This window comes from Pseudarthrobacter raffinosi (assembly GCF_023913735.1).
In the GTDB taxonomy this organism is placed as follows: Bacteria; Actinomycetota; Actinomycetes; order Actinomycetales; family Micrococcaceae; genus Arthrobacter; species Arthrobacter raffinosi.
The window spans coordinates 153,265-170,736 of sequence record NZ_JAMXBH010000012.1; the positions used below are offsets into that span (position 1 = coordinate 153,265).

General features: G+C 66.2%; 19 protein-coding genes. 11 read left to right on the forward strand and 8 right to left on the reverse strand.

All coding sequences use genetic code 11. The features are described 5' to 3' along the window. The first annotated feature begins 159 nt into the window (after positions 1-159). Together NG698_RS13110 and ppc are read left to right on the forward strand one after the other, a co-directional pair. Positions 160-879, forward strand: a complete 720-nt coding sequence (locus tag NG698_RS13110; protein WP_252610206.1) for an NADPH-dependent F420 reductase — start codon at positions 160-162, stop codon at positions 877-879. 112 nt (positions 880-991) lie between these two features. Further along, positions 992-3,814 (forward strand): phosphoenolpyruvate carboxylase, encoded by a 2,823-nt coding sequence (ppc, locus tag NG698_RS13115; protein WP_252610208.1) that lies wholly within the window; start codon positions 992-994, stop codon positions 3,812-3,814. Positions 3,815-3,865: 51 nt separating this feature from the next. Here ppc and NG698_RS13120 read toward each other — a convergent pair whose 3' ends face one another. Further along, positions 3,866-4,372 (reverse strand): hypothetical protein, encoded by a 507-nt coding sequence (locus NG698_RS13120; protein WP_252610210.1) that lies wholly within the window; start codon positions 4,370-4,372, stop codon positions 3,866-3,868. A 202-nt stretch (positions 4,373-4,574) separates the two neighbouring features. Between NG698_RS13120 and NG698_RS13125 the strand changes: the two genes are divergently transcribed. Beyond that, complete coding sequence (locus NG698_RS13125) at positions 4,575-4,880, forward strand: hypothetical protein (protein WP_252610212.1); 306 nt, start codon at positions 4,575-4,577, stop codon at positions 4,878-4,880. 15 nt (positions 4,881-4,895) lie between these two features. On the opposite strand, the gene NG698_RS13130 is transcribed toward NG698_RS13125, so the two are convergent. The 4 genes from NG698_RS13130 to NG698_RS13145 all read right to left on the reverse strand — a co-directional run bounded on the left by NG698_RS13130 (position 4,896) and on the right by NG698_RS13145 (position 7,435). After that, complete coding sequence (locus NG698_RS13130; protein WP_252610214.1) at positions 4,896-5,513, reverse strand: DedA family protein; 618 nt, start codon at positions 5,511-5,513, stop codon at positions 4,896-4,898. An 88-nt stretch (positions 5,514-5,601) separates the two neighbouring features. Further along, positions 5,602-6,279: a hypothetical protein gene (locus tag NG698_RS13135; protein WP_252610217.1), complete on the reverse strand. Its 678-nt coding sequence runs from the start codon at positions 6,277-6,279 to the stop codon at positions 5,602-5,604. Between the two features lie 30 nt (positions 6,280-6,309). Further along, positions 6,310-7,023, reverse strand: coding sequence for an AfsR/SARP family transcriptional regulator (locus tag NG698_RS13140; protein WP_252599799.1), 714 nt, complete (start codon positions 7,021-7,023; stop codon positions 6,310-6,312). Between the two features lie 208 nt (positions 7,024-7,231). Next, positions 7,232-7,435, reverse strand: coding sequence for a hypothetical protein (locus NG698_RS13145; protein ID WP_252599798.1), 204 nt, complete (start codon positions 7,433-7,435; stop codon positions 7,232-7,234). Positions 7,436-7,647: 212 nt separating this feature from the next. Between NG698_RS13145 and NG698_RS13150 the strand changes: the two genes are divergently transcribed. From NG698_RS13150 to NG698_RS13165, 4 genes are all read left to right on the forward strand, one after another. Further along, positions 7,648-7,842: a hypothetical protein gene (locus NG698_RS13150; RefSeq protein ID WP_205630648.1), complete on the forward strand. Its 195-nt coding sequence runs from the start codon at positions 7,648-7,650 to the stop codon at positions 7,840-7,842. Between the two features lie 60 nt (positions 7,843-7,902). After that, positions 7,903-8,103, forward strand: coding sequence for a hypothetical protein (locus NG698_RS13155; protein ID WP_157768951.1), 201 nt, complete (start codon positions 7,903-7,905; stop codon positions 8,101-8,103). 88 nt (positions 8,104-8,191) lie between these two features. Beyond that, on the forward strand, positions 8,192-10,663 hold the full coding sequence (locus NG698_RS13160; RefSeq protein WP_252610219.1) for a MinD/ParA family ATP-binding protein: 2,472 nt from the start codon (positions 8,192-8,194) through the stop codon (positions 10,661-10,663). A gap of 30 nt (positions 10,664-10,693) precedes the next feature. Next, positions 10,694-11,227, forward strand: coding sequence for an O-acetyl-ADP-ribose deacetylase (locus NG698_RS13165; protein WP_252610221.1), 534 nt, complete (start codon positions 10,694-10,696; stop codon positions 11,225-11,227). Here NG698_RS13165 and NG698_RS13170 read toward each other — a convergent pair. Continuing rightward, a complete protein-coding gene (locus NG698_RS13170; protein WP_252599834.1) occupies positions 11,212-12,222 on the reverse strand; it encodes an RluA family pseudouridine synthase in 1,011 nt (336 codons plus the stop codon). The two genes, NG698_RS13165 and NG698_RS13170, sit on opposite strands and share 16 nt — an antisense overlap. 207 nt (positions 12,223-12,429) lie before the next feature. On the opposite strand from NG698_RS13170, the gene NG698_RS13175 reads away from it, so the two are divergent. Beyond that, positions 12,430-13,107 (forward strand): winged helix-turn-helix domain-containing protein, encoded by a 678-nt coding sequence (locus NG698_RS13175; RefSeq protein WP_252599795.1) that lies wholly within the window; start codon positions 12,430-12,432, stop codon positions 13,105-13,107. Continuing rightward, a complete protein-coding gene (locus NG698_RS13180; protein WP_252610223.1) occupies positions 13,100-13,792 on the forward strand; it encodes an SRPBCC family protein in 693 nt (230 codons plus the stop codon). Before NG698_RS13175 ends, NG698_RS13180 begins: the two co-directional genes overlap by 8 nt. A gap of 122 nt (positions 13,793-13,914) precedes the next feature. Here NG698_RS13180 and NG698_RS13185 read toward each other — a convergent pair whose 3' ends face one another. Next, positions 13,915-14,499, reverse strand: coding sequence for a TetR-like C-terminal domain-containing protein (locus NG698_RS13185; RefSeq protein ID WP_252610226.1), 585 nt, complete (start codon positions 14,497-14,499; stop codon positions 13,915-13,917). A gap of 70 nt (positions 14,500-14,569) precedes the next feature. Between NG698_RS13185 and NG698_RS13190 the strand changes: the two genes are divergently transcribed. Further along, the gene (locus tag NG698_RS13190) at positions 14,570-15,073 is read left to right on the forward strand and encodes a DUF4188 domain-containing protein (RefSeq protein WP_252610229.1); all 504 of its coding nucleotides are present in this window, start codon (positions 14,570-14,572) and stop codon (positions 15,071-15,073) included. Between the two features lie 17 nt (positions 15,074-15,090). Here NG698_RS13190 and yczR read toward each other — a convergent pair whose 3' ends face one another. Continuing rightward, the gene (gene yczR / locus NG698_RS13195) at positions 15,091-16,626 is read right to left on the reverse strand and encodes a MocR-like transcription factor YczR (protein ID WP_252610232.1); all 1,536 of its coding nucleotides are present in this window, start codon (positions 16,624-16,626) and stop codon (positions 15,091-15,093) included. Between the two features lie 61 nt (positions 16,627-16,687). On the opposite strand from yczR, the gene yczE reads away from it, so the two are divergent. Then, positions 16,688-17,374, forward strand: coding sequence for a membrane protein YczE (yczE, locus tag NG698_RS13200; protein ID WP_252610234.1), 687 nt, complete (start codon positions 16,688-16,690; stop codon positions 17,372-17,374). Positions 17,375-17,472: the final 98 nt, after the last annotated feature.

Here is a 17,472-nt window from a genome sequence, read left to right on the forward strand (position 1 = left end):
CCGGCGCGGACGCAGTCCATTCCACCACGGACCGCCGCGGAGCACCACGGACCTCGCGCCGCGTTGCTGCCGCGGCCCTTGTCTTGCAGGCGGCGGAGAGTAACGTCGAAAGCGGCGGAGCTTCGTTTCCGGACTCCCACGGCTGACCTTGGAGGAACCATGAAAATCGCGGTCCTTGGCACGGGTTTCGCAGGCCGGACCCTCGCGGGCGCGCTGTCCGCGCTGGGACACGACGTGGTGGTGGGTACTCGCGACCCGGGGGAGGCTCTCGCCCGCAGCGCGCCGGACGCCATGGGCACGCCGCCCTTCAGCGAATGGCACGCAGCGAACCAGCACATAGCCCTGGAAACGTTCGCGGAGGCCGCAGCCGCGGCGGAACTGATAGTCAATGCAACGAACGGAGCGGGCGCCCTCAGTGCCCTCAGTGCCGCGCGTTCGGCCAACCTGTCGGGGAAAGTGGTGGTGGACGTTTCCAACCCGCTCGACTTCTCCCAGGGCATGCCGCCGGTGCTGAACCCGGTCAACACGGACAGCAACGCCGAACGGATCCAGCACGCGTTTCCGGAGGCGCGGGTGGTCAAAACCCTGAACACGATGAACGCAGGGCTGATGGTTGACCCCGGACGGCTGGGCGGCGGGGACCACTCGGTGTTTGTCTCCGGCGACGACGCCGGTGCCAAGAACACCGTGACGGCGCTCCGCCAGGAGCTGGGCCACCGCGATATTATTGACCTCGGAGACATCACCACCGCTCGGGGAGCGGAGATGATGCTCCCGGTGTGGCTGCGCCTGTGGTCGGTGCTGGGGACGCCGGATTTCAATTTCAAGATCGCCGCTGAAGTCCGGCGCGGCAGGGGCGGAGACCGGCGCAATATCTGAGACGGATTCCACCTTCGCCATCCCGTGCAGGTAGCATCGATAGCTAGTAACGTGGCTCACAGTATCCAGCGCAGTGTACGAGCCAAGTCCGAACCCTCGAAAGACAGTTTCCATGGCTAACACTGCAATGAATTCCGCAACCGACCTCGCCTCTGAACTGAGGGCCGATGTCCGGCGAGTCTCCACACTGCTGGGTGAATCCCTGGTCCGCCAGCACGGCCCCGAACTCCTCAATCTGGTGGAGCAGGTCCGCCTCCTCACCAAGGAGTCCAAGGAAGCCGCCCGCGGCGGTGCCGATGCCACCGGCCCATGGAGCGCGCACGACGTCGTTGAACAGGTCCGAGAACTGCTCGGCTCCCTGCCGATCGAGCAGGCCACCGACCTGGTCCGTGCATTCGCGTTCTACTTCCACCTGGCCAACGCGGCCGAGCAGGTCCACCGGGTCCGCGGCCTGCGGACACGGAAGGAAAAGGACGGGTGGCTGGCCAAGGCCGTCACCGAAATCGCCGCCCAAGCGGGGCCCGAAGTCCTGCAGGAAGTGGTCAACGGGCTGGACGTCCGCCCCATCTTCACCGCCCACCCCACCGAGGCTTCGCGCCGTTCCGTGCTGGACAAGATCCGCAAGCTCTCTGATGTCCTGGCCGAGCCCACGAAGGAAGGCACCTCCGCGCGCCGCCGGCAGGACCGCCAGCTTTCCGAAGTCATCGACCAGATGTGGCAGACCGACGAACTGCGCCAGGTACGCCCCACCCCGGTGGACGAGGCCCGCAACGCGATCTACTACCTCGGCGGCATCCTGACCGATGCCATGCCCGAGATGCTTTCGGACTTCTCGGAACTGCTCGGTGAGCACGGCGTCAGCCTTTCGTCCCAGGACGCACCCATCCGGTTTGGGTCCTGGATCGGCGGCGACCGGGACGGCAACCCCAACGTCACGGCTGCGGTCACCCGGGAAATCCTGCAGATCCAGAACCAGCACGCCGTCCGCATCAGCATCGCGATGATGGATGAGCTGATCTCCATCCTGTCCAACTCCACCGCCTTGTCCGGCGCGGACCAGACCCTGCTGGACTCCATCGACGCGGACCTGAAGAAGCTGCCGGGCCTGGACCGGCGCGTCCTGGAGCTCAACGCCCAGGAGCCGTACCGCCTCAAGCTCACCTGCATCAAAGCCAAGCTCATCAACACGGGCAAGCGGGTGGCCGCGGACTCCACGCACGAGCACGGCCGTGACTACAGCTCCACCGAGGAACTCCTCAACGACCTCGAGCTGCTGGAGCTGTCCCTCCGCAACCACTCGGCGTCGCTCGCTGCCGACGGCGCGCTGGCCCGTGTCCGCCGCGCCGTCGCGTCCTTCGGCCTGCACCTGGCCACCCTGGACATCCGCGAGCACGCGGACCACCACCACGACGCCGTTGGCCAGCTGATGGACCGGCTGGGCGGCCCCGGCATCCGCTATGCCGAACTGAGCCGTGAGGAACGCTTCGAGGTGCTCGGCTCGGAGCTCGCCTCACGCCGGCCGCTGTCCGGCCACCCGATTAAGCTCGACGGCGTCGCTGACGGCACGTACGACGTCTTCCGTGAGATCCGCCGCGCCCTGCGCACGTACGGTCCGGACGTCATCGAGACCTACATCATTTCCATGACCCGCGGCGCGGACGACGTCCTGGCCGCGGCCGTGCTGGCCCGCGAGGCAGGCCTGATCAACCTGTTCGGCGACGCCCCCTACGCCAAGATCGGGTTCGCGCCGCTTCTGGAGACCGTGGAGGAGCTGCGTGCCTCGGCGGAGATCGTGGACCAGCTGCTGTCCGTTCCGTCCTACCGCGACCTGGTCCGGCTGCGCGGCGACGTCCAGGAAATCATGCTGGGCTACTCGGACTCAAACAAGGAATCCGGCGTGATGACCAGCCAGTGGGAGATCCACAAGACCCAGCGCAACCTGCGCGACGTTGCGGCCAAGCACGGCGTCCGTGTCCGGTTGTTCCACGGCCGCGGCGGTTCCGTGGGCCGCGGCGGCGGACCCACCTACGACGCCATCATGGCCCAGCCCAACGGCGTGCTGGAAGGCGAGATCAAGTTCACCGAACAGGGCGAGGTCATCTCGGACAAATACTCGCTGCCGGAGCTGGCCCGGGAAAACCTGGAGCTGTCCCTCGCGGCAGTGCTCCAGGGCTCGGCCCTGCACCGGGATCCGCGCACGTCGGACGACCAGCGCGAACGGTACGGGCACGTTATGGAAATCATCTCCGACGGCGCCTTCGACCGGTACCGGAACCTGATCGACCATCCTGACCTGCCAGCGTACTTCCTGGCGTCCACTCCGGTGGAGCAGCTGGGCTCGCTGAACATCGGCTCACGCCCGTCCAAACGCCCGGATTCCGGGGCGGGGCTTGGCGGCCTGCGTGCCATCCCCTGGGTGTTCGGCTGGACCCAGTCCCGGCAGATCGTCCCGGGCTGGTTCGGTGTGGGCTCGGGCCTGAAGGCTGCCCGCGAGGCCGGAAACTCCCCGCAGCTCGTGGAGATGATGGAGAACTGGCACTTCTTCCGGTCCGTTGTCTCCAACGTGGAGATGACGCTGGCCAAGACGGACATGGACATCGCCGGGTACTACGTGGCCACCCTGGTTCCCGAGGACCTGCACCACATTTTCCGCGCCATCCGTGAAGAGTACGAACTCACGGTCACCGAGATCCAGAACCTGACCGGCGAGAACGTGCTCCTGGACGCGCAGCCGACGCTCAAGCGGTCGCTGGAGATCCGGGACCAGTACCTGGACCCCATCAGCTACCTGCAGGTGGAGTTGCTCCGCCGCGTGCGGGCTGCCCAGAACGCCGAAGGCGGGAGCATCAGCGGCGCCGAGATCGACGAACGGCTCCAGCGGGCCATGCTGATCACCGTCAACGGGGTGGCGGCCGGCCTGCGCAACACCGGGTAGGACCCATGTTGCACAGCCAGCGGCCCGCTGACCTCGCCGAACGGATCGCTCTTACGGTTCGGGGCAGTGAACATTCGGGTTGTAGGTTGCCAGGACGCCGTCCGGATTACCTTGCCACAGGTATGCATGGAGGTCGTAGTGGATCGGCATGCCGGGAGCGTGCCCGAGCATTGGTCCGTCGAATGCCTTGCCGAACATGCTCGGCCGGTCTGTGTCGGTCGCCAGGTCCTGGTCGGCGTCGACCTTAAACCACTCCGCTGCGACCAGTCTGAGCTGGCCCGTTTTGTTCGCTGCATACGTCAGTGCGTCCGGGACCAATGGATTCATCTGACCGAACTGACTGAAGTTGACGTAGTGAAAGCCCATGCCTGGAACGCACTCACCCACGGGCTGGTAGCCCGCGGCAATGGCCGCACTAACGTCGTGATATTGGGTTGTGGCCTGTCGCACTTCGGCCAGGTCACTCCGGCTGCCGGCGGAGGCGACGCCGATCCCTAACATTGATGCCAACATGCCTGCCGATACCGCCGCAATCACTCGCATTGTGGTCCGTCTCATGTTCGGTCTTCTTTCTTGATGATTGTCAGGTGTGACTATGAGACCGAGGCCACAGTCTAGTCCTGTCCCGCGCGGAAAACCATGGTGGTGCGGTTCCTGACGGACCTCGGCAGCTGCTTGAGGTTATTTGCCTGACGCCGGCGCCGTCCAGCTGTCCCACCACAGGGAAGGGACCAGGAACACGCCGTATTAGGGTTGAGGCATGCCTTCGTTCCAGACCCGCCTGAAAATCACCGGACTGAAGCCTGGCAACCCGCCGGAAGCCGTGATGGCCGCAGCGGTCGAGGCGTTGGAGACCCGTCACCATGTGGAATCCAACCAGATCGAACTTGCCGCCGGCGTCCCCCAACTGAACCTCCGCTTCCTCGTGGAGGCGACCAAATACAGCGGTGAGAACCAGCAGGCGCGCGAATCGGCAGCGATGATGCGCGACGCCGTCGAACGCGTTGCACTCACCGGCTCACTGACGGTGCTCCGCCGTAACCGCGGCCGCTGGGCGCCCGTTTAGCTCAGCCGTCCCAGCTCACTCGCCGGGGGCGGGCTCGTCCACGGGTGAGCGGGTGCCGCGCCGGCGGGTGACAATGACGCCGACGGCGGCCCCGATCACCAGGCCCAGCAACACGCCGATCAGCGAACTCGCCCAGAACGGCAGGTTGGTTGCCGATCCCGTGAAGTAGCCCAGGCCCACCAGCCAACTGGCCCAGAGGACCGCGCCGAGGCCGGCGCACAGGCTGAACCCCGGGGCCGAAACGTCGGCGATGCCCGAAGCCGCCGACGTCGCCAGCCGCCCGCCCGGGATGAAACGGGCGCCGATGATGGTTCCGTAGGTGGAGGAGCGGCCGGCCTTGGCGATGGCCGCGTGGATGCCCGTATGGACCTTGCGGCCCCAGCGCCAGCGGTCCAGGACATGGCTGAGCCGGCGTTTAAAGAGCTGGAACACCACCATGTCGCCGACCCAGGAGGCCACCGCGGACAGTGCCCCCACCAGGAAGACGTTGGCCCGGCCGTCGGCCGAGAGGGCGCCGCCGGTAATCACCACCATCTCTGAGGGGATGGGCGGGAAGATGGCATCGCCGAGGACCACGGGGATGATCCAGAAGTAAATCGCCGCCCCCCAGCTGTCGGCGTTGCCAAAGTCCATGGCCACAAAGTACCGCACATTTGCGCGGCAGCACGGCCTGAGCCGGCCAGCGGCACGGACTTGCCGGGCGTTGGGTTCAGCGAGTGCCTCAGTACCCGGTGCCGATGTTCCGACGGCGTGGACGTGGGGCTCCGCCAGGAACTTCCCTGGGGACGTGGCTGAGGTGCCGGGCCGCGAGGAAATACCAGTACGGCCAGGCGACCCACGCTGTGGCGCCAAAGGCTATTCCCGCCCCGCCGATGCCCCAGCGGATCCAGGCCGGCGCCTGTTCCACCGCGGTCAGCGCCGCCAGGGGCAACGCCACCAACAAGGCGCCGCCAATGAACTGTCCCAGCTTCGCGAGATCCCGGGGATAGCTGCCCCTCTTGAGCAGTGCCCGGTGGGCCAGCAGGAACCAGCCGGCCTGGACCATCATTGCCCCCACCGAGATGCCAGTGGACACCGTGAAATCGAGCTTCTTCGCGACCAGGAGGAACGAGCTTGCTGATCCTGCGCCACTGGCCGCGATCACCAGCCATTTGGCGGCCTCGGAGCCGGGTGTGCGGCGCAGGCGCCGGTGAACCTGGACGATCACCGGGATGATCACCAACTGGAAGACGCCGCCGGTGGCATCGTTGATGGTGCCGAAGACGTAGGGTCCGTTCTTTGGCACTTCGATGGCGTACATGGCGCCCAGTGATGCCACGCCTACTACGCCCAGGCCGGCGGCCGCGTAGGCGAACTTGGCCGCCGTGCGGTCTCCGGGGATTTCGATGAGGGTATCCATGATGATTCCTCGCTCAGTGCAGATGCTCGCTCAGTGCGGATGGAACGCAGAGACAAGCTCGCTCAGCTGGCTTGAGGGAAGGACGCCGAGTTCGCCCTCCAGGCGGCTGGCAAACATCGTGTAGGCGCGGACTGCGGCGGCTCGGTTCCCGGCGGCCAGATGGGCCTGGACCAGCAGCAGATGCGCGGATTCCCTCAGTGGTTCGATGCTTGCCGCGGACAACGCCGCGATAACAGCTTTGCCGGGTTCACCGGCCGCCAGATGTTGCCGGGCCATGAGCTCCAGCGCGCTGAGGCGCAACTGCCGCAGCCGCTCCTGTTCAAATATCACCCAGTCGTCGTACCAGCCGGGCAGCAGGTCAGCCCGGCTCAGGTCGTCGAGATAGCCGTCAGGAATCCGGGCTTCAGGCTGGGACTGCAGGGTGGCGACGTGGCGCTGCAGCGCCGTGACATCGACCCTGACCGCTTCGTGAAGCTCCAGCGTGTCCGCGCCCGTCAGGAGAAGGTGCGGGAACGCGTGGGAGATGCACCAGACGGTGGTGCGCAGGTTCCCGGCAGCCTGCGTTTCGCTGCTTTTTGGCCACAGCAGGCCAGCCAGGAAACTCCGGTGCCTGCAGCCCAGGAGTCCCACACACGCGATGAGCCGCTGTTCCCGGCTGGCCACCGTCACGGTATTGGTGCCGCGGCGCAACCGCCAGGCCCCCAGCAGGCTTAGATGCCAATCCTGTGCGAGAGCCACCGTCATGCCTATCCCCTTCAAGCGACCGGACAACACGCGATACCCCAGATAACCATCGTGGCACTGGGGCGCATCATGTCAAGGCAATTTAGTAACAGGGGTTTTTGAGGTTTATATACCGGCAATAAGTCCACATACTGGTCAATCAGTATGGCGCCGGTTGTCATTCAATAAGGGCTTGCCGGAATCGACTCAGCCGATAAGGAATCTACGGTTATGCGCTGGCAGTGGTTTCTGATGCCTTCAGCACATCGAGCCAACGCTGCACAGCCAAAATGACTTCTTCTGCATCGCCGGCCGTCTCCACAATTTCCTGGTCCTGGCCCGGATGGCTGGAGATCAGGCGTGCCCGTACACGATGGTTCTGGGCAGGCTCCGCCCACGCGCGGATGACCATGGTGCCTTCAATGTCCGCCATGAATCGGCGCCTGCTTTCCTTGTCTGCAATTTACGTCGTCCAGGAACATTACTGTCCAGTATGACCATCTTAGGCAAAGATTATTCGGCGCCCAAGTCATAACTGTCACCACATTAGTCTTATGCGACAACGGAAAAATAACAGCCCAGTAACGAAGCCACAACGGGGCTACGCGTTGACTGATCGCGGGACGTCGAAAGGGGGTGATTGACATGATGAAGGAACTTACCGTTCACGAACTGGAAAGCCAGAAAGTGGAGCTGTTGCCTTCGCGGGAGACCCTGTTTCTGGACACGAATTGGGCGGGTGTTTACGCAAGCAACTCGTCTGTGGCTCTGAACGCTGCGTCGTTCTTTGCGGTAGCACACAGCACTGCGCTTCAGAACATCGCCGTAGTCCAGGGTTAAGTCCGTCTATCATCCGATATCTGGACCCTGGGATTGCCCGGGGGAGAGAGGTGAGGTGCTATGACGGCATCAACCGCGCTATTACCGGTGGATCTCGACGCCGAGGTTGCAGAACTGCTTCCAATGAGGGAAACGCTGTTCTTCAACATCAACGTTGCTCCCGTGATCGCCGTGAACCTTTCGATCGCCATCAATGCGGCCTCGATCGGTTCAATCGCGAACTCGGCCGCCTGGCAGGAAGTGATCGTCCTGCAGCAGTAGGTCCGCAGGATCAACAGGAAACCCGGAGGGCATGCTTCAGCGTCGGAGCATGCCCGCCGTTCTTAGTGGCTCAACCTAGGTGGGGACCGTGACCACAGCACCCGAAGCTGACTTTGTCCGGCATTGGTCGCCGTCACCCGGGCTTGTTTTCCTGGGACCGGTTGAGGGGTCTGGTCTCAAGGACCGCAGCTACCTGCTGCAGCGCGGAGACGGGCAGATTGTCCAGCTGTCGGAGCTTCTCCAGCTGGTCATGGCCACCGTCTCGCCGGAGAAATCCGCTGATGAGCTGGCGCGCGATGTCAGCGACGCCTACGGCCGCGAACTCGGTGTGAGCGGACTCCTCCACCTCATCGACACCAGGCTGGCGCCGATGGGCCTCGTTCACGACGCCGATGCGAACTTAGCCGAGGCCGGGCCGCCGCCGCGGGCAAACCCGTTGCTGGCCCTGCGGCTGAGGGGAACGCTGCTGCCGGAAAAGGCAGTCAACACGCTAGCCCTGATCCTGGCCCCGCTGTATTGGAGTCCGGTGGTGGCCACCGTCCTGGTCGGGCTGGCCGCCGTCGACATCCTGGTGCTGGCCAGGGGCGACTTCCTGGCTTCCCTGGCGCAGGTACTTCTCACGCCGGCGCTGCTCCTTGGCATCTTCGCGATGCTGACGGCGGGAGCCGTGATCCACGAACTGGGGCATGCCACCGCGTGCCGGTACGGCGGCGCCAGGCCGGGAGTGATCGGCGTCGGCGTCTATCTGGTCTTCCCGGCATTCTTCACCAACGTCACCGACTCCTACCGATTGGGCCGGGCGGGCAGGATCCGCACCGACCTTGGCGGGCTGTACTTCAACTGCCTGTGCCTGATCGGCCTGGGCGGCGCCTACCTGCTGACAGGGCAGGGCTTTTTCCTGCTGGCGGCGGCACTGATGCATTTCGAGATGATCCAGCAGCTGGTGCCGACGCTGCGCTTCGACGGCTACTTCGTCCTGGCCGACATCGCCGGTGTCCCCGACTTGTTCAACCGAATCCGCCCGGTTCTGCTCAGCCTCATTCCCGGACGCGCGGTGGATCCGCGGGTTGCCGAGCTCCGGACGTTCGCGCGCCGCATCGTCACCATCTGGGTAGTCACGGTGGTGCCGCTCCTGTGCCTGGCGCTGGGCTGGATGTTGCTGAACCTCCCCATGATCATCGAGCAGACCGCTAACGCCATCCGGCAGCACGCGGGGCTCGCCAGCGAGGCCATCGCCGCCGGCGACCCGGCGGCCGCTGCGCTCTCCATCCTGTCCATCCTGATGCTGTCGCTGCCGGTGATCGGCCTGGCCATTCTGCTGTACCGGTTGCTGTCGGTCCTCCTCGACCTGCTTGGCCGCCTCGGCAGGCGCCTGTGGCGAATGGCGGCGGAGCCGGAGTCCGTCGTGCCACGGCACCTCCGGGCAGTGAAGCCGCAGACAGTGAAGCCATTACAGATGGGGCAGCCGTTACAGATAGGGAAGCCACTACAGAAAGGAAGGTCCGCCATGGCTATCGCAGTCCCTCCCGCGGCCATGCCCGACGAGGTCCCCCCGGCGCCATTGCGTGCTCCCGCCCATTTTCAAGCCCGCGCGGCCCTCCCGGCCGCAGCCATTCCCGACGACGTTCCCACCCTCCAGGATTTCCTCGCCGACAGGCCCACCCAGCCCGCCCCGCCGCTCGCCGAATTGGGCTGGCAGGGCGCTGTCCGGCGGCTCAGCCGCAATTCCCTGAGCCTCGGTCCCGGCAGGCGGGAACTCGCCCACCTGGACGCCGTCGAAGAGGTTCAGCGGCGCCTGGACGGCCCCCGGACCGTCGTCGTGGTTAACCCCAAGGGCGGCGCCCACAAGACCACGGCAACCCTGCTTCTGGCCGCGACGCTGGGCATCCAGCGCGGCGGGTACACGCTTGCCTGGGACAACAATGAAACGCGCGGAACCATGGGGTGGCGGGCGCCTCTGGCCGGGCACGCCGGCACTGCCGTTGACCTGATGCGGGAAGTGGACCGCTTCGAAGACCCTGTCCTTGGCCGGATCGGGGACCTGGACCGCTATGTGCGCTACCAGGGATCCTCGCAGTTTGATGTGCTGGCCTCGGACGAGGACGCGGCCGGGGCCGCCACCATCGGCAGCCGTGAATTCGACCGGCTGCACTCGGCGCTGCGCCGCTTCTACCGGATCATCATGGTGGACACCGGCAACAACATGCGGTCCTCGAACTGGGAAGCCGCTGTGGCGGCGGCGGACGAGTTGGTCATCGTTTCCACGGTCCGCGAAGACACGGTGGCCAGTGCGGTCTGGCTCGTGGACGGGCTGCGTGAACGCGGCTACCAGGACAAAGTCAGCAACGCCGTAACCCTGCTGGCCGCGCCGTCACTGCACACCGATCTGCAGCTTCATGACAGGACCCGGACCCACTTCGAGACGCTGACAAGGGAAGTCCTCGACGTTCCCCATGACAAGTCCCTCGTCTCCGGCGGGCCGCTCAACTACCAGGCGCTGATGCCGGCCACCCGCGAGGCCTGGTTGCGTGCCTCGGCTGCGGTGATGCGGGGCCTATGAGCCGCACCCCGTAGGTGGGAAACTGGCGGCATGCGGATCATCATCCTCCAAGGCGATATCACCACACGCACGGTTGACGCGATCGTGAACGCGGCCAACTCCAGTTTGCTGGGCGGTGGCGGTGTGGACGGGGCCATCCACCGGGCCGCCGGGCCGGAACTGCTGGCCGCCTGCCGCGAACTGCGCGAAACGGACCTGCCGCACGGGCTGGCGCCCGGAGCGGCCGTCGCCACTCCTGGATTCCGTCTGCCGGCACGCTGGGTAATCCACACTGTTGGGCCCAACCGGCACGTGGGGCAGACCAACCCGGCGCTACTGGTTTCGTGCTTCAGCGAAAGCCTGCGGCTGGCGGACTCGCTGGGTGCGGCTTCCATCGCAGTCCCGGCGGTGGGCGGGGGAGTGTACGGCTGGCACGGGCGCCAGGTGGCGGAGGCCGCGTACGACGCCGTCACAGGGTTTGGTGCCTCACTTCCGGCCAGCGCGCTCGAGTTGGCGGAGTTTGTGCTGTTCAGCCCCGAGATGGAGCAGGCCTTCAAGACGGTGTTCGATCAGCGCGGTGTTTGAGTAGCCTTGCTGAGGTGGAGCCCGCTGCGGTACTCCACGGGCTTTTTGCTGATGGGGTCGACAAAGCGGATGCCGCGGGCCAGAAGCTGCAGCGGCTTGGAGTAGTCGTCCGGGGCCTTGTCGAGCAGATCGGGGTAAAACGCGTCATTCACGATTCCCAGCCCCAGCGAGGCCATGTGGACCCTGAGCTGGTGCGTTTTTCCGGAGTGCGGCTCCAGTCGGTACCGCGCCAGGCGGGCGGAGTGGGTTTCGGCGAGGTTGGTGCCAGCCGCAGGGGTGCCAGGCGCGCGTGTGCCAGCGGCACCTGCTGAAGTGCCGCCGTCGAACGTTTCAAGCCGTTCGATCCGGGTCTCCGCGTTCGGCTCGCCGTCGATCACTTCGGCCAGCAGGTAGCTGCGCGACTTGGTCATCCGGTTCCGGACCACCACGGGGAAGTCGACGGCGGGGTGTCCGGCGGCGGGCTCCGCGGCGGAGACGCACTCGTATTCCTTCTGCACCTGCCGCTTCTCGAAGAGCACCTGGTAATTTCCGCGGGTTTCGGGGTTGGTGGACAGCAGCAGCACGCCGGCGGTCATCCGGTCCAGGCGGTGCATGGGGATCAGGTCCGGCAGGTTGAGCTGGTTCCGGAGCCGGACCAGGGCCGATTCCTGGATGTAGGTACCGCCGGGGGTGGTGGGCAGGAAGTGCGGCTTGTCCACCACGAGGAGGTGGTCGTCCTGGTGCAGGATGCTGATTTCCACCGGGATGCGGGTCTCCGGCGGCAATGAGCGGTAGTACCAGATGAAGGTGTGGTCCTCGAGCCTGGTGGCCCGGTCCAGGGCGACGCCGCCCTCGCCCACGATCTCGCCGGCGTCGAACCTGTCCTCGATGCCCTGCGGATCGATGTGGCCCCACCGGTGCATCATGTAGTCCATCGCGGTGGTCCACGGCCCCTCGTCCGGCAGGCGCAGGCGGGTGGCGTTGACGCCTTCGCGCACGGGGAGGGGGGATTGCATCACCGGTCCATTCTACTTTGCCGGGTCCCTTGGCCCCGCCCCGAGCCCGCCCCAGCCCGCGCCCGTTTAGACGGTTCCCTGCGCACTCGATGGTTGGACCCATCGATCGGGCAGGGAACCATCGAATCGGAGTGTTCCCGGCGACCCTGACAACCGACGGTAAAAAAGTTCTTGACAATAAAAGTTGTCGGTTGGCAAGATGGACGCATGTTGGACATCGAAGTGATCGAGGACCCGGCCGCGGCGGAAGCGTCGTTGGACCCGATCCGGACGCGCATCCTCCAGGAACTCGCGGAGCCGGGGTCGGCCACGCAGCTTGCCGCCAAGGTGGGCCTGCCGCGGCAGAAGGTCAACTACCACCTCAAGGCCCTCGAGCGGCACGGACTCGTGGAACTCGTGGAGGAGCGGCGCAAGGGGAACGTCACCGAGCGCGTCCTCCAGGCGACGGCAGCCTCCTACCTGATTTCCCCGGTGGCCCTCGCGTCGGTGGCACCGGATCCGCACCGGTTCTCGGACAGGTTTTCGGCCTTCTGGCTGCTGGCGCTCGCCGGGCGGATGGTCCAGGAGGTGGGTAAGTTGATCGCCGGCGCGGCCGCGGCCAGGCAGAAACTGGCAACGTTCGCCATCGACGGCGAGATCACCTTCCGGACGGCCGCGGACCGGGCAGCGTTTGCCGAGGAACTCGGTGTCGCCGTGACCCGCCTGGTGGAGAAGTATCACGACGGCGGCGCGGTCGCCGGCCCGGGCGGCGCCCCGGCAGGCGGCTCGCCCCCAAGTGGCACTTCGGCGGGGGGCGGACGAAAGCACCGGCTCGTCGTCGCTCTTCACCCCGTTCTCAAAACCCCCATCAAACCCCTCTCAGCGAAGGAGCAGGACAATGACTGACAACCGTGAATTTGAGATCGTGTACGACACCGAACTGCCCGGCACGCCCGAGCGTGTCTGGGAAGCCGTGACAAGTGGAACGCCGGCGTGGATGTTCCCCACGGACCAGTGGCCGGACGTCAAGACCGTGCAGGAGCATCCCACGCATCTCGTCTCCCGGATGGACGGCCCGGATGGCTGGTTCAACCAGCTGGAGCACGTGCTGGAACCGCTCGACGGCGGCCGCGCCCGGCTGCACTATGTCCACAGCGGGATCTTCGCCGACCAATGGGACGAGCAGTACGACGGCGCCAGCAAGCACACGGCGTTCTACCTGCACACGCTGGGCCAGTACCTGCAGTACTTCGACGGCAAGCCGGCGGTATTTACGGACATCCAGTCTCCGACAGCGTCGCAGACCCCGGACGGTTTCGACCGCCTGAAGAAAGCTATGGGCGTGGATTCTGCGGCGCGGGGTTCCGCCGTTGAGCTGGAGCTCGACGGCGTGGGGCGGCTGTCCGGGGAAGTGGACTTCTCCAACGAGAACTTCCTGGGCCTGCGGACGTCGGATGCGATGTACCGGTTCTTCGGCCGCAACGCCTTCGGTGCTCCGGTGGGTATGACTGTGCACGACTTCAGCGGCAGTGGTGACTCTTCAGCGACCACCGAGGCCTGGAGCGGCTTCCTCGAAAAGGTCTACGCGTAGGTTGGCCTGAGGCCGGCGCACGGTTATCGACTCGCACATTATCTGGCGCACCGGGAAATCCACCTGCGTCAGATAATTTGCGCGTCGCGGGCGGATCGGCGCGTCGGGAAAGTCCGGTCGCGTCAGGCGGCCCAGCCGCGGGCGACCGCGTCGAGGGAGGCGCTGTAGGCCGCGGCCCAGTCTGCGTCCGGCGGGCCCACCTGGGCCAGTTCCAGGCTTACAAGGCCGTGGACCTGCCCCCAGATTGCGACGGCGACCATTTCCGCCGGTGCCTGCAGCACGGTGCCGGCAGACTGGGCGGAGGCCACTGCTTCCATTAGGGGCTCCATGGCATCGGCGGCAGCATCGGGGCTGGGCTGGCAATCGACGTAGGCGGCCAGTGCGCCGCCGAACATCAGCCGGTAGAGTGCCCGATGCTCCAGCGCCCAGGTCCGGTAGGCCGCGCCGAGTCCCCGAAGCCCGCCCGGGGCCGCGGCCACCTGTGAGTCGCGGAAGGACCGGAACCCGTCGTCCACGACGGCCGTCAGGAGCTGGGATTTTCCGCCGAACAGCGAGTAGACGGCCGTGGTGGACGTGCCGGCGGCCGCTGCCACATCCCGCAGATTGACGCGTGCGGGACCGTCGTGGTCCATCAGGTCAGCCGTGACGGCCAGAAGGCCCTGCCTGAGGGAATCGTTATGCACTACGGGTCTTGCCACAGAGTCCATTGTTTCATAACCTTGTTTCGTAACGGTGTTATGAAACAAGGTTATGAAACCGCGAACCGAAGGAGTTCCCATGGCGCAGAGGGTATTTCCGGGCCGGTACACCGCTGACCCGGGCCGCGAATCGGTGACGGTCTTCCTGATCGGCATGCGGGCGAACCGATGGTGGAAGGTCGGGACCGTCGGCAAGGTGGCTGCCGCCATGCCGCGGATGCTCCAGCACCTGGCCGCCGACCCCGCGGCAGGAATGCTCGGCTGTGAGCAGTGGTTCGGGCGCACCACCATCCTGCTCAGCTACTGGGAGAGCCCCGAGCACCTGCGGAAGTTCGCCGCGGACCGGGAGTCCCCGCACCTGGAACCGTGGCGACGATTCATGAAGGAACTCTCCGGGACCGGCGACGTCGGCGTGTGGCATGAGACGTACCAGGTGCCGGCCGGCGGGATCGAGGTTGTCTACAACGGGATGCCGGAGTTTGGGCTGGCCAAGGCTACGGCTCATGTCCCGGTCGGGGCCGGGACCAATACGGCCAAGCAGCGGATGGGCCGGGCCGCAGGCCGCGGTGCCGGCGGCAGCTGATCCCGAAATCCCACGCCTCACGCGATAGCCAGGGCCGGCGCGTTCTTCAGGGACCGGCGGAGCTGCGGGGCGGCATCGAGCCGGTCCTGGGCTGAGCGCAGGGCCAGGACGGCGGTCTCCAGCTGGTCCGGCGGCAGGGTGAAAGGTACCCGGAGGTAGCGTTCGAACGCGCCGCCGATGCCAAACCGCGGCCCGGCGGCCAGCCGGATACCAAAGTCCGGGGCGATCATGGTCAGCGCCGTGCTGACCGGTGCTGGCAGCCTGGACCAGACGGACAGTCCGCCGGCCGGGCGTGCCGTTTCCCACTCTGGGAGGTGTCCGGCAAGGAGTTCCAAAAGTGCGGCGCGGTTGTCCCGGAGGGCGCTGAGCCGTGCGGGAAGCGGCTCGTCGAGGGCGCGGACCAGGTGGGCGGCCGCCAACTGTTCCATAAGCGGTCCGCCCAGATCCAAGGACGTCCGTGCCGCCGCAAAGCGCTGGATCATGGCTTCGGAGGCGCGGATCCAGCCTGTCCGAAGTCCGGCCCAGTGGGATTTGCTGAGCGAGCCGATGGTGACCACGGCGGGACTGAAGGCTGCCACTGGGCTGGTTTCGACGCCGTCGAGGTTCAGCTCGCGGAGGGTCTCGTCCACCACCAGGACCGTCCCGGCAGCGACGGCCGCCCGGACCAGCTGGCGGCGCTGGACATCGGGCATCAGCTGCCCGGTTGGGTTGTGGAAGTCCGGCACGACGTACGCCATCCTGGGACGCTGCTGTGTCATGGCGGCCTGCAGGGCGTGCATGTCCCACGCCAGGGCGGGACCGCCGTCGGCCCTGTCACTGCCGGTGCCGTGGGCTGCGGTGAACGCCACCGGAATGGCCCGGCACCCGGCCGCGCGGATCGCATCCAGGGCATTTGGGTAGCTGGGGTGTTCCACCAGCACCCTGTCCTGCCGGCCCGCCAAGGCGCGGATGATGATGTTCAGGGCATGCTGCGCGCCCGAGGTCACCAGGATCTGCTCGGCAGTGGTCGGCACGCCGGCCGCCGTATAACGCGCCGCCACCGTCTCGCGCAGCGGGAGAAGGCCCATGGCGTCGTAGCCGAATCCCGGCAGCAGGGCGGGAAGTTCGGTGAGGGCTGCCGCGAACGCGCGATGCACCACCTCGCCGCTGGCAGGCAGCGACGCATAGGCGAGGTCAATCAGACCCTCCGGTGCCGCGAGCCCGGGAGACGTTGTTCCGGGCGTCCGCCCCGCGGTTGTAAGGCCCGGGTCCGTGAGCACCGTGGTACCCAACGCCGTCAGGCGCGGAATCCGGGTCCGGCCCCTGCTGCCCTGCCCGCTGCTGAGGAAACCCTGCTCGCGGAGGTGGCCGTAGGCGGCTGTCACGGTGGTGCGGCTGACGCCCAGCGCCTCAGACAGTGCCCGCTCGCTGGGCAGGGCCGTGTCCAGGGCCACCCGGCCGTCCAGGACCAGGAGACGGACGACGTCGGCCAGCTCGCGGTAGGCGGGAGCGGCGCCGAGGTTCCACTCGCACAGGAGACGGGCCAGCGCGGGCGGGTTCAGCGAAGGGGACATGATGCCAGTATCTCAGACTGGCTATGTAATTCAATGCCAGATATCTGTCAGAGTGGTCGTCATGTTGACTCGCAGACTACTCCAGCTCTTTACCGGCCTCGCCATGTACGGCATCTCCCTGGCCATGTTTATCCGTGCCGGACTTGGACTGGATCCATGGGATGTTTTCCATCAGGGAGTGGCCGGCCGGACTGGGCTGAGCATCGGCGTGGTGGTCATCATTGTGAGTTTCCTGGTGCTGCTCCTATGGATCCCGCTCCGGCAGTGGCCAGGGTTCGGCACGCTCTGCAACGCCGTGCTGGTGGGCGTTTTCGCTGACATCGGCCTCGCGTTGATCCCTGCGTTCTCGCATCTTGGCGGCCAGATCGGCATGCTTGCCGGTGCCGTGTTGCTGAACGGCATCGCGTCCGCCTGCTACATCGGCGCACGGTTCGGTCCCGGTGCCAGGGATGGCCTGATGACCGGGCTGGCACGGCGCACCGGCTGGCCCGTGCGGGTCTCGCGCACCCTGATCGAAGTGGTGGTGCTGGGAGTCGGCTGGCTGCTGGGCGGTTCCGTGGGTGTGGGCACGGTGGTCTACGCCCTCGCCATCGGGCCCTTGGTCCAGCTGTTGCTTCCGCGGTTTATGGTGCCCGCAGCTCTGCCAGCCGAACCTGCAGTCCTCGAACAGGATGCCGGCGAGTTCGATGCCGCCGAGTTGGACGCTGGCGAGCCGGTCGCCGTCGAACGCGTGGCCAGGACTCCCTAGGACTGCGCTGAACTAAGCGCCATTTGATTGGCCGGTTCGGGTATGGCCGCCCGAACCGGCCCCTCAACCTTTTTCAGTGGGCATCCGACGATCCGGTT